At 69.5% G+C, this 14,062-nt stretch carries 9 protein-coding genes and 1 rRNA gene; 5 read left to right on the top strand and 5 right to left on the bottom strand.

Annotated elements, in window-relative coordinates; genetic code table 11:
• Positions 1–105: 105 nt before the first annotated feature.
• Positions 106–1,623, bottom strand: a complete 1,518-nt coding sequence (locus AB0G15_RS42555) for an MFS transporter (RefSeq protein WP_362851271.1) — start codon at positions 1,621–1,623, stop codon at positions 106–108.
• A gap of 54 nt (positions 1,624–1,677) precedes the next feature.
• On the opposite strand from AB0G15_RS42555, the gene AB0G15_RS42550 reads away from it, so the two are divergent.
• Positions 1,678–2,481, top strand: a complete 804-nt coding sequence (locus AB0G15_RS42550) for a TetR/AcrR family transcriptional regulator (RefSeq protein ID WP_362851269.1) — start codon at positions 1,678–1,680, stop codon at positions 2,479–2,481.
• Positions 2,482–2,573: 92 nt separating this feature from the next.
• Here AB0G15_RS42550 and AB0G15_RS42545 read toward each other — a convergent pair whose 3' ends face one another.
• Positions 2,574–7,091 carry a HAMP domain-containing protein gene (locus AB0G15_RS42545; RefSeq protein WP_362851273.1) on the bottom strand — a complete coding sequence of 1,506 codons (4,518 nt, stop codon included), beginning with the start codon at positions 7,089–7,091 and terminating at the stop codon, positions 2,574–2,576.
• A 181-nt stretch (positions 7,092–7,272) separates the two neighbouring features.
• Between AB0G15_RS42545 and AB0G15_RS42540 the strand changes: the two genes are divergently transcribed.
• Complete coding sequence (locus AB0G15_RS42540; protein ID WP_362851267.1) at positions 7,273–8,898, top strand: PucR family transcriptional regulator; 1,626 nt, start codon at positions 7,273–7,275, stop codon at positions 8,896–8,898.
• A gap of 9 nt (positions 8,899–8,907) precedes the next feature.
• Positions 8,908–9,303: a cupin domain-containing protein gene (locus AB0G15_RS42535; protein ID WP_362851265.1), complete on the top strand. Its 396-nt coding sequence runs from the start codon at positions 8,908–8,910 to the stop codon at positions 9,301–9,303.
• Positions 9,304–9,688: 385 nt separating this feature from the next.
• Here AB0G15_RS42535 and AB0G15_RS42530 read toward each other — a convergent pair whose 3' ends face one another.
• Positions 9,689–9,826, bottom strand: coding sequence for a hypothetical protein (locus tag AB0G15_RS42530; protein ID WP_362851263.1), 138 nt, complete (start codon positions 9,824–9,826; stop codon positions 9,689–9,691).
• A gap of 575 nt (positions 9,827–10,401) precedes the next feature.
• Between AB0G15_RS42530 and AB0G15_RS42525 the strand changes: the two genes are divergently transcribed.
• Entirely contained in the window at positions 10,402–11,649 is a 1,248-nt protein-coding gene (locus AB0G15_RS42525; RefSeq protein ID WP_362851261.1) for a phosphodiester glycosidase family protein, read from the top strand.
• A 131-nt stretch (positions 11,650–11,780) separates the two neighbouring features.
• Here the strand turns inward: AB0G15_RS42525 and AB0G15_RS42520 are convergent, their stop codons facing one another.
• Positions 11,781–12,719: a helix-turn-helix domain-containing protein gene (locus tag AB0G15_RS42520; RefSeq protein ID WP_362851259.1), complete on the bottom strand. Its 939-nt coding sequence runs from the start codon at positions 12,717–12,719 to the stop codon at positions 11,781–11,783.
• Positions 12,720–12,833: 114 nt separating this feature from the next.
• Between AB0G15_RS42520 and AB0G15_RS42515 the strand changes: the two genes are divergently transcribed.
• Positions 12,834–13,853, top strand: coding sequence for an alpha/beta fold hydrolase (locus AB0G15_RS42515; RefSeq protein WP_362851257.1), 1,020 nt, complete (start codon positions 12,834–12,836; stop codon positions 13,851–13,853).
• Positions 13,854–13,970: 117 nt separating this feature from the next.
• Here the strand turns inward: AB0G15_RS42515 and rrf are convergent.
• Positions 13,971–14,062: ribosomal RNA gene (rrf, locus tag AB0G15_RS42510) — 5S ribosomal RNA — on the bottom strand; the annotation flags it as partial.

Genomic DNA, 14,062 nt, shown 5'->3' with positions numbered 1-14,062 from the left:
CATCGGCAGCCCCCGGGTACGGCCGCGACGCGCTGGTGGCCGGCCTGCCCGGGCAGGCCGGCCACCGGCGGGCGAACGCACGGGATCGACGGCCCGGAGACCCTCTCAGCCCTCCGCTTTCACCAGGTCCGCGTCCGAACCGGCCCCGGGTGCGGGCACGGGCGCGGGGCGCAGCACCACGAACGCCAGCGTGGCGGCGGCCAGGGTGAAGCCGACCCCCACCCAGGCGCCGAACGACATGGCCGAGACGAACGCCTCGCGCGCGGTCCCGATCACCCCCGCGTCTCCCAGCCGCAGCGCCTCGGCGATCGACTCGCGCGCGGCGGCCGGGGCGCCGGCGGGCATCGACGAGGTGTAGACCCCGGCCAGCACGCTGCCGAGCACGGCGACGCTCAGCGCCATGCCGACCTGCTGGACGGTGTCGTTGAGCGCCGACCCGACACCGGCGTGCGCGGGCGGCACCGCTCCCATCAGCGTCGCGTAGGCCGCAGGCCCCGCCAGGCCGCCGCCGATCCCCATGAGCATGAGACCGCTGATCATCAGGCCGTACCCGGTATCGGCGGTCATGAAGGCGAGCACCCCGAAACCGCCGGCCATCACGGCGAGACCGACGGCGACCAGCACCCGGTTGCTGACCTTCCGCCCCAGACCGGCGCCGACCCCGTTGAACAGCGCGGCGGCCACGGCGTACGGCAGGAGGGCGAAACCTGCCTGCATGGGGCCGTAGGCCAGCACGAACTGCAGGTACTGGGTGAGCATCAGCAGCAGCGCGCCCGTGCCGAACGACATCAGCACGATCGAGAACGAGGCCCCGCTGAAGTTCCGGTCGCGGAAAAGCTCGAGCGGGAGCATCGGGTGTTCCGACCTGAGCTCCCAGATCACGAACGCCGCCAGCGCGACCACCGCCACCCCGGCGGCGACGAGCGACTCCGCCGAGGTCCAGCCCGCTTTCGGCGCGGAGATGACCACGTAGACCAGGGCGCTCATGCCGACCGTGGACAGCACCACGCCGGCCGGGTCGAGCCTTCGCGCCGGACCGCGCGACTCGGGCATCAGCAGCGCCGCCGCGATCACGGCGACGACCGCGACCGGCACGTTGAGCAGGAAGATCGACCACCACTCGTAGTGCTCGAGCAGGAAGCCGCCCAGCGTCGGGCCGGCGATCACGCCGACCATCGCCACCGCGCTCCACGCGGCGATCGCCTTGCGGCGCTCCTCGTCGTCGAAGACGGTGATCAGGATCGACAGGGTGCTCGGCATCAGGATGGCGCCGCCGACGCCCATCAGCGCGCGGGCGCCGATCAGGTGCCAGGGCTCGGTGACCAGCATGGCGAGCAGCGAGGCGCCGCCGAACAGCACCAGGCCGATGATCAGGAAGCGCTTGCGTCCGTAGCGGTCGGACAGGCTGCCGGCGGTGAGCAGCAGACCGGCGAAGACCAGGATGTAGGCGTCGATGATCCACTGGATGTCCGCCGGACCGGCCCCCAGGTCGACCATGAGGGCGGGGATCGCCAGGTTCAGCACGGTGTTGTCCACCACGAGGACCAGCAGGCTCAGGCAGAGCACTCCGAGGATCCACCAGCGCCTCGGATCGCGTTCGACTCGTACAGTGTTCGATTTCACTCGCACACTGTACGATAGCCTCGAACAGTGTGCCATCGGATTTATGCTTGAACGGTGAAAGAGCACCTGAGCTCCGTCTGGACACGCGAGCGGCGCGCCGCGAAAAGCCCGGCCCTCGGCCGCGCGCAGATCGTGCGCGCGGCGATGGAGCTGCTCGACGCCGAAGGGCTGGACGCGCTGAGCATGCGCCGCCTGGGGGCCAGGCTCGGCTCGGGGACGACCAGCATCTACTGGCACGTGGCCAACAAGGACGAGTTGCTCGAGCTGGTCCTGGACGAGGTCTACGGCGAGTTCACCGTCCTGAACGTCCGGGAGACCACTTGGCGCAACGCCGCCACCTCCTTCGCGTACGGCATCCGCCAGGCGCTCTTCAGACACCCCTGGGTCATCGGTTTCATCGGGACGACCCCCGCCATCGGCCCCAACGCGATGCGGATGATGAGCGGTCTCGTCGCCACCTTCGACCACGCCGGGTTCCGCGGCCTCGACCAGGACTACGCCGCCTCGACGCTCATGGCCTACGTGTTCGGGGTCACCGCGCCCGAGCTCTCCTGGCGGTCCATGCTGGATCGGACGGGCCTGACCTCCAACGAGCTGAACGAGTCCATCCAGCCCACGTTGGAGAAGGCCGCGGCCGACCATCCGGAGCTGGCCGCCCGCTACGCCGAGTTCAGGCGCATGGACGTCGACACCGCGAGGGCGCTCAACTTCGAGTTCGGCCTGACCTGCTTCCTCGACGGCCTGGAGGCCCGCCTGAACCGCGCCGCGTCACCTCTGGCGTCGCGGGGCCGCGCGGAGCCGGACACCCCGGCCGCCGGGGACGAGGCCGGGAACGCCCCCGGGAGACGCCGGGAATGAACCGAGGGTGAACCCGGGAGACGCCGGATTGCCCTGGAGAGACGCCCGGGACGGTACGCGGAACGGCGCCGGACGCCCCCGTCGCCCTCGCCCTAGATCTCCAGCCACCGCTGGATGCGGCGGAGCAGCTCCTGGGCGTCGACGGGTTTGGTGACGTAGTCGCTGGCCCCCGCGGACAGGGTCTTCTCCCGGTCGCCCTGCATGGCCTTGGCGGTCACCGCGATGATCGGCAGATCCGCGAAGTCGGCCATCTTGCGGATGGCGGCGGTCGCGGCGTAGCCGTCCATCTCCGGCATCATGATGTCCATCAGGACCAGGTCGATGTCCTCGTTGCGCGACAGGATCTCGATGCCCTTGCGGCCGTTCTCCGCGTAGAGGACCTGCATGCCGTGCAGCTCCAGGATGTTGGTGAGCGCGAAGACGTTGCGGACGTCGTCGTCGATGACCAGGACCTTCCTGTCCACCAGCACGGTGTCCACCTCCTCCACCGGCTGCGGCCGCTCGTCGGGGCTGGCCTGCACCAGGGGCAGCACGTCGCCGGGCGCCGGCGCCGACAGGTGCAGGGTGATGCGCTCGCGCAGCTCGTCGAGGCTGGGCAGGCGCTCCAGCGGCTGGGTGTTTGACCGCCCCTTGAGGAGGTTCTCCTGCGGCCGGGTGAGCGTGCGGGTGTGGTGGGCGAGCACCGGCAGCCCGCGCAGCACCGGGTCGTCGTCCAGCATGCGCAGGAAGTCGGCCGCCCCGTCCTGGCGCATGCCCAGGTCGAGCACGATGCAGTGGTGGTCGTCCGCGGCCAGGATCTCCAGGGCGGAGACCGGGTCGTTGGCGGTCGACACCTGGACGGGACCGTGCGTCTCGGGCAGATCGGCCACGACGCTCTCGGCCAGCTGCGAGAGCAGCCCGTTGGGGCGGGACTCCACGACGAGCAGGCGCCGCCCGTCCGCCCCCGGGAATCTCTCGAGAGGCGCGGCCACCGGCGCGTGATGTGCCGGGAGGACCGGGGCGGACGCGGCGCCGGGCTCGCCTCCGGTGCGTGCGCGGGCGGCGTCCGGGGTGAGGGCGGCGATCGGCAGGTAGAGGCTGAAGGTGCTGCCGGAGCCCAGGGCGCTGACCGCCCGGATCTCGCCGTTGAAGAGCGCGGCGATCTCGCGGCTGATGGACAGCCCCAGCCCGGTGCCGCCGTACTTGCGGCTGGTCGTGCCGTCGGCCTGCTGGAAGGCGTCGAAGATCTGGGAGAGGTTCTCCTCGGCGATGCCGATGCCGGTGTCGACGACCTGGAAGGCGAGCGCCTCCTGCCCGTACGCCCCCGGCAGGTTCATCGCGCCCACCCGCTCGATGCGGAGCTCCACCGAACCCTTCTCGGTGAACTTCACCGCGTTGGAGAGCAGGTTCCGCAGCACCTGCCTGAGCCGCTGCTCGTCCATGAGCAGCTCCTCGGGCACGTCGGGGGCGACCACGACGTCGAACCGCAGCCCCTTCTCCGTGGTCAGCGGGCGGAAGGTGGCCTCGACGTAGTCCAGGAGCTGGCGCAGCGGCAGCGGCTCCAGGCTGATGTTCATCTTGCCCGCCTCGATCTTCGACAGGTCGAGGATGTCGTTGATCAGCTGGAGCAGGTCGGTGCCCGCCGAGTGGATGACGTTGGCGTACTCCACCTGCTTGGCGGTGAGGTTGCGGGCCGGGTTCTGTGCCAGCAGCTGGGCCAGGATGAGCAGTGAGTTGAGCGGGGTGCGCAGCTCGTGGCTCATGTTGGCCAGGAACTCGCTCTTGTACTTGGAGGCCAGCGCGAGCTGCTTGGCCCGGTCCTCCAGCTCCTGCCGCGCCTGCTCGATCTCCCTGTTCTTCGTCTCGATGTCGTGGTTCTGCCGGACCAGCAGCTCCGCCTTCTCCTCCAGCTCGGCGTTGGAGCGCTGCAGCTCCTCCTGCCCGACCTGGAGCTCGGTCGCGAGGCGCTGCGACTCGGTGAGCAGGGAGTCGGTACGGGCGTTGGCGACGATCGTGTTGACGTTGACGCCGATGGTCTCCACCAGCTGCTCCAGGAAGGCCCGGTGCACCTGGGTGAAGCGGTTGAGACTGGCCAGCTCGATCACCCCGAGGACCTGGTCCTCGACGATGATCGGCAGCACGATGAGGTTGACGGGGCCGGCCGCTCCCAGGCTCGAGGAGACGGTGATGTACCCGGCGGCGATGTCCTCGACCAGGATGGACCGCTTGGCCACGGCGGCCTGTCCCACCAGGGAGTCCCCGAAGAAGTGGCGGCGGGCGGTCTCCCGGTGGCCGTAGCAGCCGACCACCCGCAGCTCCGAGCCGTCCGGCTTCTCCTCCGCGAGCAGGAACGTGCCGTGCTGGGCGGAGACCAGCGGGGCCAGCTCGTTCATCACCAGCTCGGCCACGACGGCGAGGTCGCGGTGGCCCTGCATCAGCCCGGAGATGCGGGCCAGGTTCGACTTGAGCCAGTCCTGCTCCTGGTTGGCCAGGGTGGTCTCGCGCAGCGACTTCACCATGGAGTTGATGTTGTCCTTGAGCTCGGCCACCTCGCCCGAGGCGTCGACGGTGATCGAGCGGGTGAGGTCGCCCGAGGTCACCGCGCTGGTCACCTCGGCGATGGCCCGCACCTGGCGGGTCAGGTTTCCGGCCAGCTCGTTGACGTTCTCCGTCAGCCGCTTCCAGGTGCCGGACACGCCCTCGACCTCGGCCTGCCCGCCCAGCCGCCCCTCGCTGCCGACCTCGCGGGCCACCCGGGTGACCTCCGCGGCGAACGACGACAGCTGGTCGACCATCGTGTTGATCGTGGTCTTCAGCTCCAGGATCTCGCCCCGGGCGTCCACGTCGATCTTCTTGGTCAGGTCCCCCTGCGCGACCGCCGTGGTGACCTGCGCGATGTTGCGCACCTGGTTGGTCAGGTTGTTGGCCATCGAGTTGACGTTGTCGGTGAGGTCCTTCCAGGTGCCGGCCACGTTGGGCACGCGCGCCTGGCCGCCCAGCTCGCCCTCGGTGCCGACCTCGCGGGCCACCCGGGTCACCTCGTCGGCGAACGCGCTCAGCGTGTCGACCATGGTGTTGATGGTCTGGGCGAGCGCGGCGACCTCGCCCTTCGCCTCGACGGTGATCTTCTGCGACAGGTCTCCGCGGGCGACCGCCGTGGTGACCTGCGCGATGCTCCGCACCTGGCTGGTCAGGTTGTTGGCCATCGAGTTGACGTTGTCGGTGAGGTCCTTCCACGTACCGGAGACCCCTCGCACGGTGGCCTGGCCGCCGAGATTGCCCTCGGTGCCCACCTCGCGGGCCACCCGCGTCACCTCGTCGGCGAAGGCCGAGAGCTGGTCGACCATCGTGTTGATGGTCTCCTTCAGCTCCATGATCTCGCCGCGCGCGTCGACCCGGATCTTCTGCGACAGGTCGCCCTTGGCCACCGCCGTGGTGACCTGCGCGATGCTCCGCACCTGGGCGGTGAGGTTGTCGGCCATCACGTTCACCGACTCGGTCAGCGCCTTCCAGGTGCCGGAGACGCCCTTGACGTCGGCCTGCCCGCCCAGCCTGCCGTCCGTGCCCACCTCACGCGCCACCCGGGTGACCTCGTCGGCGAACGACGACAGCTGGTCCACCATCGTGTTCAGCGTGTTCTTCAGCTCCAGGATCTCGCCCCGCGCCGAGACCGTGATCTTCTGCGACAGGTCGCCACGGGCGACGGCGGTGGCCACCTGCGAGATGTTGCGCACCTGGTCGGTGAGGTTGCCCGCCATGTAGTTGACGGAGTCGGTGAGGTCGCGCCAGGTGCCGGAGACGCCCTTGACGTCGGCCTGCCCGCCCAGCCTGCCGTCGGTGCCCACCTCGCGGGCCACCCGCGTCACCTCGTCGGCGAACGACGACAGCTGGTCCACCATCGTGTTGATGGTGTTCTTCAGCTCCAGGATCTCGCCCCGGGCGTCCACGGTGATCTTCTGCGACAGGTCGCCCTTGGCCACCGCCGTGGTGACCTGCGCGATGCTCCGCACCTGGTCGGTGAGGTTGCCCGCCATGAAGTTGACCGAGTCGGTGAGGTCGCGCCAGGTGCCGGCGACGCCGGTCACCTCCGCCTGTCCGCCCAGCCTGCCGTCGGTGCCCACCTCGCGGGCCACCCGCGTCACCTCGTCGGCGAACGACGACAGCTGGTCCACCATCGTGTTCAGCGTGTTCTTCAGCTCCAGGATCTCACCGCGCACGTCCACGGTGATCTTCTGCGACAGGTCGCCGGTGGCGACCGCGGTCGCCACCTGGGCGATGTCGCGCACCTGGTCGGTGAGGTTGCCCGCCATGGCGTTCACCGAGTCGGTGAGGTCCTTCCAGGTGCCCGAGACGCCCGGCACCTCGGCCTGCCCGCCCAGCTGTCCCTCGGTGCCCACCTCGCGGGCCACCCGGGTCACCTCGGAGGTGAACAGCGACAGCTGGTCCACCATGCCGTTGAAGACGGTGGCGATCTCCTGCAGCAGCCCGTCGCCGTCCTCGGGCAGATGCGTGCCGAAGTCGCCGTCGCGCACCGCGGTCAGGCCCGCCAGGAGCTGCCGGAGATCGAGCTCCTCCACGCCTGAAGCACCCTTCGTGGCCCTGCTCCGCACCGTACCGGCGGTCTCAACCATGTCCACCATCGCGCCCCTCGGCCGTAAAAGGTGAGGTAATCCTAGGCTGGCGAAAAGCAGTCGGGAAACGGGGGAACCTGGGGCGTAAGGACGAGAGGACAGGCGGGAAAACGGACGGTCTCAAACAAGATGTAAAGCACATGCCGCTCGCGCTTACATTCTGATCGGATATTCTTGGCGGGTGCTCCCTACTGTCGCCGACGTCCTCGCCCTGGACACCGTTCGCCGGGGCAATCCTCGGGTCGTGGCGGGAGCCGACCGGCTGGACAGCCGGGTGCGCTGGGTGCACGTGGGCGAGGTCACCGACATCGCGCACCTGTTGCGCGGCGGCGAGCTCGTGCTCACCACCGGCATAGCGCTGCCCGACGACCCCGGCAAGCTGGCCGACTACATCGCCGAGCTGGTCACCGTGGGCGCGTCGGGACTGATCGTGGAGCTGGGCCGCAAGTTCATCGGCGAGTTGCCCGGCGCCGTGGTCCGCGCCGCCGAGGATCACGGCCTTCCCCTGGTCACCCTGGCCAGGGAGACACCGTTCGTGCAGATCACCGAATCGGTGCACGCCCGGATCATCGACGCCCAGCTGGAGGAGCTCCGGGCCTCCGAGCAGCTGCACGAGGTCTTCACCGAGCTGTCGGTCGAGGGCGCCTCCCCCGCGGAGGTCCTCGGCCAGGTCACCCGGCTGTCCGGCTACCCCGCGCTGCTGGAGAACCTCGCGCACCAGGTGCTGGCCTGTGAGACCGCCGGGCGCGACACCGGATCGCTGCTGGCGGGCTGGGAGACCCGTTCCCGCGCGGTCGCCCCCGACCTGCGCACCGCCTACGATGCGGCCTCCGGCTGGCTGGTCACCATGGTCGGCGCGCGAGGCCAGGACTGGGGCCGCCTGATCCTGCTCTGCGACGCGGAGCCGGGGCCACGCGACATCGTGCTCGCCGAGCGCGCCGCGACCACTCTCGCCCTGGGCCGCCTGCTGGAGCGCCACCAGGAGTCACTGGAACGCCAGGCACACGGCACGATCATCACCGGCATCCTGACCCACGCGTACGCCGACCCCGAGGAGGCCGCGGCACGCGCCCGCGCGGTCGGTGTGCCGCTCACCGGTCGCAAGCTCGTCAGCGTGGTGCTCCGCCTGGCCGAGTCGGCGGAGAACCTACCGGACGGCCAGGAGCAGCTCGCCCGGCTGGGCGAGCTGGCGGACGCGGCCTCCGCCGCCTGCCGTGAGGCCCGCCTTCCCGCCCTGATCGGCGCGCTGGACCAGAACCGGGTCGGCGTCCTGCTCCCCCTGCCGCCGCGCGTCCTGCCCGAGTCCGCGCTGACCACACTCTCCGACCACCTGCGCGTGGCCTTCGCGATCCCCTTCGTCCTCGCCGCCGGCTCCGTGGTCGAGTCGGTCCGCGACGTACGGAGGAGTTTCCTGGAGGCCGAGCAGGTCGCCGACGTCGCCGTCAGGCAGCCCGACGGCCGCCCCTTCTACCGGCTGCCCGATCTCCGACTGAGAGGCCTGCTCCATCTCCTGCGCGACGACGCCCGGCTGCAGACCTTCGCCGAACGGGAGCTCGGCCCGCTGCTCGCCCACGACGCCCAGCGCGGCGGTGACCTCACCAGGATCCTGCGGGTCTATCTCGACGCGGGCCGCAACAAGGCCGTCGCCGCCCAGCGGGCCCACCTGTCCCGTCCCGCCTTCTACGACCGCCTCCACAGGCTGGAGCGCATCCTCGACACCGATCTGGACAATGTCGAATCCTGTCTCTCCCTCCATGTCGCCCTCCTGGCACTGGAGTCCTTCCGAAGAGACAGTCCCCGTTCCTGAAAGGCCCCAATGACCGAGATCTTCGTCCCCGAGACCGCCGATCTGTCCCGGATGGTCACCGCCGCCGGGGCGTTCTCCGTCCCCACCGACGACGTACGGCTGTCACCCGGCGAGCTGGAGCCCCATCAGATCCTGGCGGGTTCCCCGCGCGTCTCGTCGATCGAGCTGTGGTCCTCGCCTGACGGTAAGCAGAGCCGGGGCATCTGGGAGATCACGCCGGGCACGGTGATCGATGTGGAACGTGACGAGATGTTCGTGGTCCTGTCCGGCCGCGCCACACTGGAGGTCGACGGCGGCGCCACCCTGGAGCTCGTCCCCGGGTCGGTCTGCCTGCTCGCCGAAGGCGCCAAGACCGTCTGGATCGTCCACGAGACCCTGCGCAAGGTGTATCACTGCGTGGGCTGACCCGACGTCAGGCCCCCCGGGTCGTACGGCGCCCCGATGCCGTACGACCCGCTGATGTCCGGCCGTCGTCCGCGGTCACCGTCTCACGGTGACCGCGTCCCGCGGCCCGTCCGTTTCCCGCCCTGTCACGTGAGGGCCCCTCGAGGTCGTGCGGCTCTTCGAAGGTGTGCGGTCCCTGGCGGCCGTGCGGACCGCCGAAGGTCTGCCCGGTCCTCGAAGTAGTGCGGTGACCTCCGCGGACTCTCCGCGGCGCAGCGGGACCCTTCTCAGGATTCTTCTCTCAGGACGCTCCCGGGCTTCCCCGCGACCGGGCCCGCCCGAATCGATGGTGTCCGGTCAACCGTGATGCGGGTCAACCGTGGTGTCGGTCAACCGTGGTGTCCGGTCAACCATGTCTGTCGGATGCGGTGTCCATGTGGACGTGGTCGACGGGATCGTCCGCGCAGATGTGGAGATCCCAGCGGCGCGGACGCGTCAGGATCGCTCCGAGGATGACACCGAGGAACACACTTGCGGTGATCACGATGAGAACGCTCAGCCCCATGACGGCTGCCTCTCGTAAAGATGTGCCGCTTGATCTGAGGAAATGCGGCCTACCGCACCGTAGCGCCGCTTTCCCGCCCACGTGGCGAAACATTCGGGGACTAATCCTTATTGACCAGGCCTGTTGGCTCATTGACCAGGCCGTTGGCCCGACTCATTGACCCGACCGGGGCCTCGGCGGGTATGCGAATTCCCCTTCGCCTTCTCCCCTGCGGCCATACGGTCTCGCGTGAGTAATGACACTTTCTTGGGATGTTTCGCGTGTTTCGCTCCCCTGCACCCGTGGATCTCGGCACGATGGTGCACGAAGTCGGAGACCAACGGGGAGAGATGCACATGTCGCGACACCTTGTCGCTGGATTGACGGCCCTGACACTCACCGCCGTGGCGATTCCCGCCTCGGCGGAGCAGGCGAGTTCGGGGTTTCCCTCCTCCGCGTTCCCGCTGGGCGTGAGCATGGCCCCGGTGAAGAACCAGCAGAGTGTGGCGCCAGGAATTACCCTTTTCAGTGTGAAACACGGCAAATCAACCCAAGGGTGGACAGTTTCCGCTCTTATGCCCAATGGGCATGATGCCGGCTCCCTTGCCACCGCGCAGACGGTGGCCCAGGCGGTGGAGGCCGCGGGATTCACCCCTGAGATCCTGAAGGTCGTGCAACCCGCCGCCTCGGACGCTCCCGCCGTGGAGCGTTACATGGTCCGGACCGGCCTCTGGTCGTTCGGCCAGCGGGCCAAGGCCGACAAGGTCGTGAAGGAGCTCAAGGAGTTCGACGTCCGTGCCAAGACCGACTATCTCGGTGACGACGGCACCGAGACCACCGGCCCCTGGGACATGCGCGTGCTGATGGTCAACCCGAAGGTGTTCAAGGGGTCGTTCAAGGCGAGCGTCGGCAAGAGCGTGGCCAAGCGCGAGAGCACCAGCTCGATGTCGAAGCTGACCGGCGCCATCGCCGGGGTCAACGGCGGCTTCTTCAACATCCACACGGCCAAGGCCCTGCAGGGGGACCCGGTCGGCGTGTCCGTCGTGGGCGGCAGGCTTCTCAGCGAGGCCGTGCCCGGCCGTAGCGGTCTCGTCATCACCCAGGGCCGCAAGGCACGGATCACCGAGCTGAAAACCACGGTCACCGCGATCTCCTCCGACGGGACGAAGACCGAGGTCAACGGCATCAACCGAGCCGCCGGCACCGACGAGCTCGTCCTCTACACCGAGGAGTTCGGCGGAAAGACGGCCGCCGACGGCGGCATCGAGGTCGTCGTCGACGCCGCCCAGGGCAAGGTCATCAAGGTTCGCCAGGCCGGCGGCATCGTCGCCCGGGGCACCTACCTGCTCCACGGCACCGGTCTCATGGCCGTCTGGCTCCAGGAACACGCGCAGGGAACCTGGATGAAGGTGGACAACAAGGTCATCGACCTGCGCACCCTGCAGGCCATACCGCTCACCCCGGAGACACACGTCATGGGTGGCGGAGTCGGGCTGGTCAGGAACGGGCGGGTACGCATCACCGCGGCGGCCGACGGACACGCCTCGATCAACATGATGCTCCGGCGCCACCCGCGCACGATGGTCGGTGTCGACAAGTCGGGCGGGCTGATCCTGGCCACCGTCGACGGACGCAACCCGGGTGTCGCCGTGGGCGCCTCGATGGTGGAGGCGGCCCAGCTGATGCGGTGGCTGGGAGCCAAGCAGGCCATCAACTTCGACGGCGGCGGCTCCAGCGTGATGGTCGTCGGTCACAAGGCCGTGAACCGGCCCTCGGACGGGGCGGAGCGTACGGTGGGTGACGGTCTCTTCATCACGCCCTGAGAGGCGGCGCCCAGACGGAGAAGCCCCGGCCTTCCGGCCGGGGCTTCTCCGTTGTCCTCGACTTCTTCGTTGTCCAGGGTTTCTCCGCCGTTCGAGGCTTCCTCGTCGTCCGGTGCCGATGAGGAGAGCCGCTACCCCGGCGCCGGATGTCGGCCCCAGCTCTCGCGGAGCGAGGGCGCGGGTTCGCCACCGAGCTGCCCGGCCGCTCTGACCCCGCCGGGCAATTCGGTGGCGGGCAGCCGGCGGCGCGGATCCTGGGCGGGTGCTCCGTGGCCGGCCCATGCGATGTCGTCGACCGCCAGCCACGGTTCGCGGGCCACGGCCACCGGGGTCACCCCGGTGAACGCCACGACATCCCGATGCAGGTGAGACTGGTCGGCGTAGCCGCCCTCCGCCGCGACCCGGGCCGCGCCCTCACCCGCGGCCAGGCGGTGGGCGGCGTGGTCGAAGCGGACCAGCTTCGCGGCGCGCTTGGGCGACAGCCCGATCTGCGACCGGAACCGGGACCACAGGCGCTTACGGCTCCATCCGACCTCGGCCGCCAGCCCGTCGACCCGGACCAGGCCACGGCCGGCGATCATCCGCTTCCAGGCCCAGGCCACCTCCGGGTCCACGAACGACCCCGCCGCGCGCCGGCGGGCGAGCAACGCGTCCGTCAAGGCGAAGCGATCCTCCCACGACGACACATCGCCCAGCCGCTCACGGATCCGTGATGCCTCCCGGCCCCACAGGTCGTCGAGGGCCACCACGGCGCCGTCCAGATCGGCCGGTGAGACGCCCAGAATCGCGCCCGCGACCACCGGGGACAGGCGCACCTGCACGCACTCGACGTTCTCGCCCCGCACCCAGACCACGTTCGCGAGCCCGACCCCGGCGACGAGACTTCCCCGCTGCTGCCGCCCGGCGGCATCGTCCACGATGGGCCGGCCCGCCCCGAACTCCAGGGCCAGTGTCACGGCCGGGTGCGGGACCACCCGGTGGCCGGCCGCGGCCATGTCGCGGGCGCGGAACCCGGCCATGCTGACACCGGCCACCCGGCTGGGCCACTCCGGACGTGCGACGTCCCACACAGTCGTATCGTCACGTTCGTGCACGGTGGACCCCATCCTCACACGCTATGCGAGCCGGGCCGCCCGGAACATTCGTCCAAGCCACCGGCCCGCACGGACAGCGACAGTGGGCCCATGATTACTCCTTCGGAGGCTCGGCAACCCCGCCGGCTCGACGATGCCGATCCGCGGTACCCCCACCGGCAGACCGACGTGAACTCCACGGGAAGCCGTCGTCGGCGCCGCCTGATCACCTCGGTCGTCCTCCTCTCCCTCGCCGGACTGCTCGCCACTAACACGGTGGCGGTAGCGTGGCAGAGCGAGGAGGCCACCGGAGACTCGATTCTGCCTCTCGACGGCGGGAACATCCACGTACGCCAGGACGGCCCCCGCGACGCCCCGGCACTCGTCCTGATCCACGGACTCTCCGGATCGACCCGCTGGTGGGACTCGGTGGTTCCGATGCTGGCGAGGTCACATCGCGTCATCCGGATCGACCTGCTCGGCCATGGCCGCTCGGCCAAACCGGTCGGCCGCGGCTACGAGATCCCGGAGCAGGGACGCCGGGTCGGCGCGGCACTGGACCGGCTCGGCGTGAAGCGCGTCACCGTGGTCGGCCATTCAACCGGTGGCTCGGTCGCCACCGCCTTCGCCGAGCAACGACGCGACCTGGTGACCGCGCTCGCGCTCATCAACACCGGCCCCCGTATGGACGCCTTCATCTCACAGGGGTTCGTCGGCCGGCTCATGACTGTTCCCGTCGTCGGGCAACTGCTGTGGCGGTTTCGGACCGACGGCCTGACCCGCCGGGTCATGAGCACCGGGTTCAGCCGCCATGGATACGAGATCCCGCAACGACTCGTGGACGACGTACGCGGTACGACCTACCACGCGTTCACCGCGACATCTCAGGCAGTCGACGACTACCTGAAGCAGCGCGCGCTTCCCGATCGGCTGGCGGTCCTCGGCAAGCCGCTACTGGTGATCTTCGGCAGGGAGGACCGGAGATGGCGATCCTCGTCCGCCGCCGAGTACCGCGCCGTTCCTGGCGCGAGAGTCGAGTTGCCGGCCGGTCTCGGACACTCCCCCATGCTCGAGGATCCGCCGCAGACCGCCGCGCTCCTCCTGGCCTTCACCGCGACCCACGCTGCCTAGACGAACTGCACAAGCAGTCGGCCTCGGTCCAGAAGATCGGGTCCGGCTGTATTTCTCACCAGACCCGTAAAGCACGAAAGGCCCCCATCACATGATGGGGGCCTTTCATGAACAATTGTCCGGCGGTGACCTACTCTCCCACACCGTCCCCGGTGCAGTACCATCGGCGCTGAAGAGCTTAACTTCCGGGTTCGGAATGTAACCGGGTG

Source organism: Streptosporangium sp. NPDC023825 (assembly GCF_040639575.1).
GTDB lineage: Bacteria > Actinomycetota > Actinomycetes > Streptosporangiales > Streptosporangiaceae > Streptosporangium.
Note: the sequence above shows the minus strand (reverse complement) of the source record. Positions and strands in the feature narration are given on the sequence as shown.

Coding starts and splice junctions, on each gene's coding strand:
- AB0G15_RS42535 (WP_362851265.1), top strand. CDS start 8,908: ATGACCGAGATCTTCGTCCCCGAGACCGCCGATCTGTCCCGGATGGTC.
- AB0G15_RS42515 (WP_362851257.1), top strand. CDS start 12,834: ATGATTACTCCTTCGGAGGCTCGGCAACCCCGCCGGCTCGACGATGCC.
- AB0G15_RS42545 (WP_362851273.1), bottom strand. CDS start 7,091: ATGGTTGAGACCGCCGGTACGGTGCGGAGCAGGGCCACGAAGGGTGCT.
- AB0G15_RS42525 (WP_362851261.1), top strand. CDS start 10,402: ATGCCCAATGGGCATGATGCCGGCTCCCTTGCCACCGCGCAGACGGTG.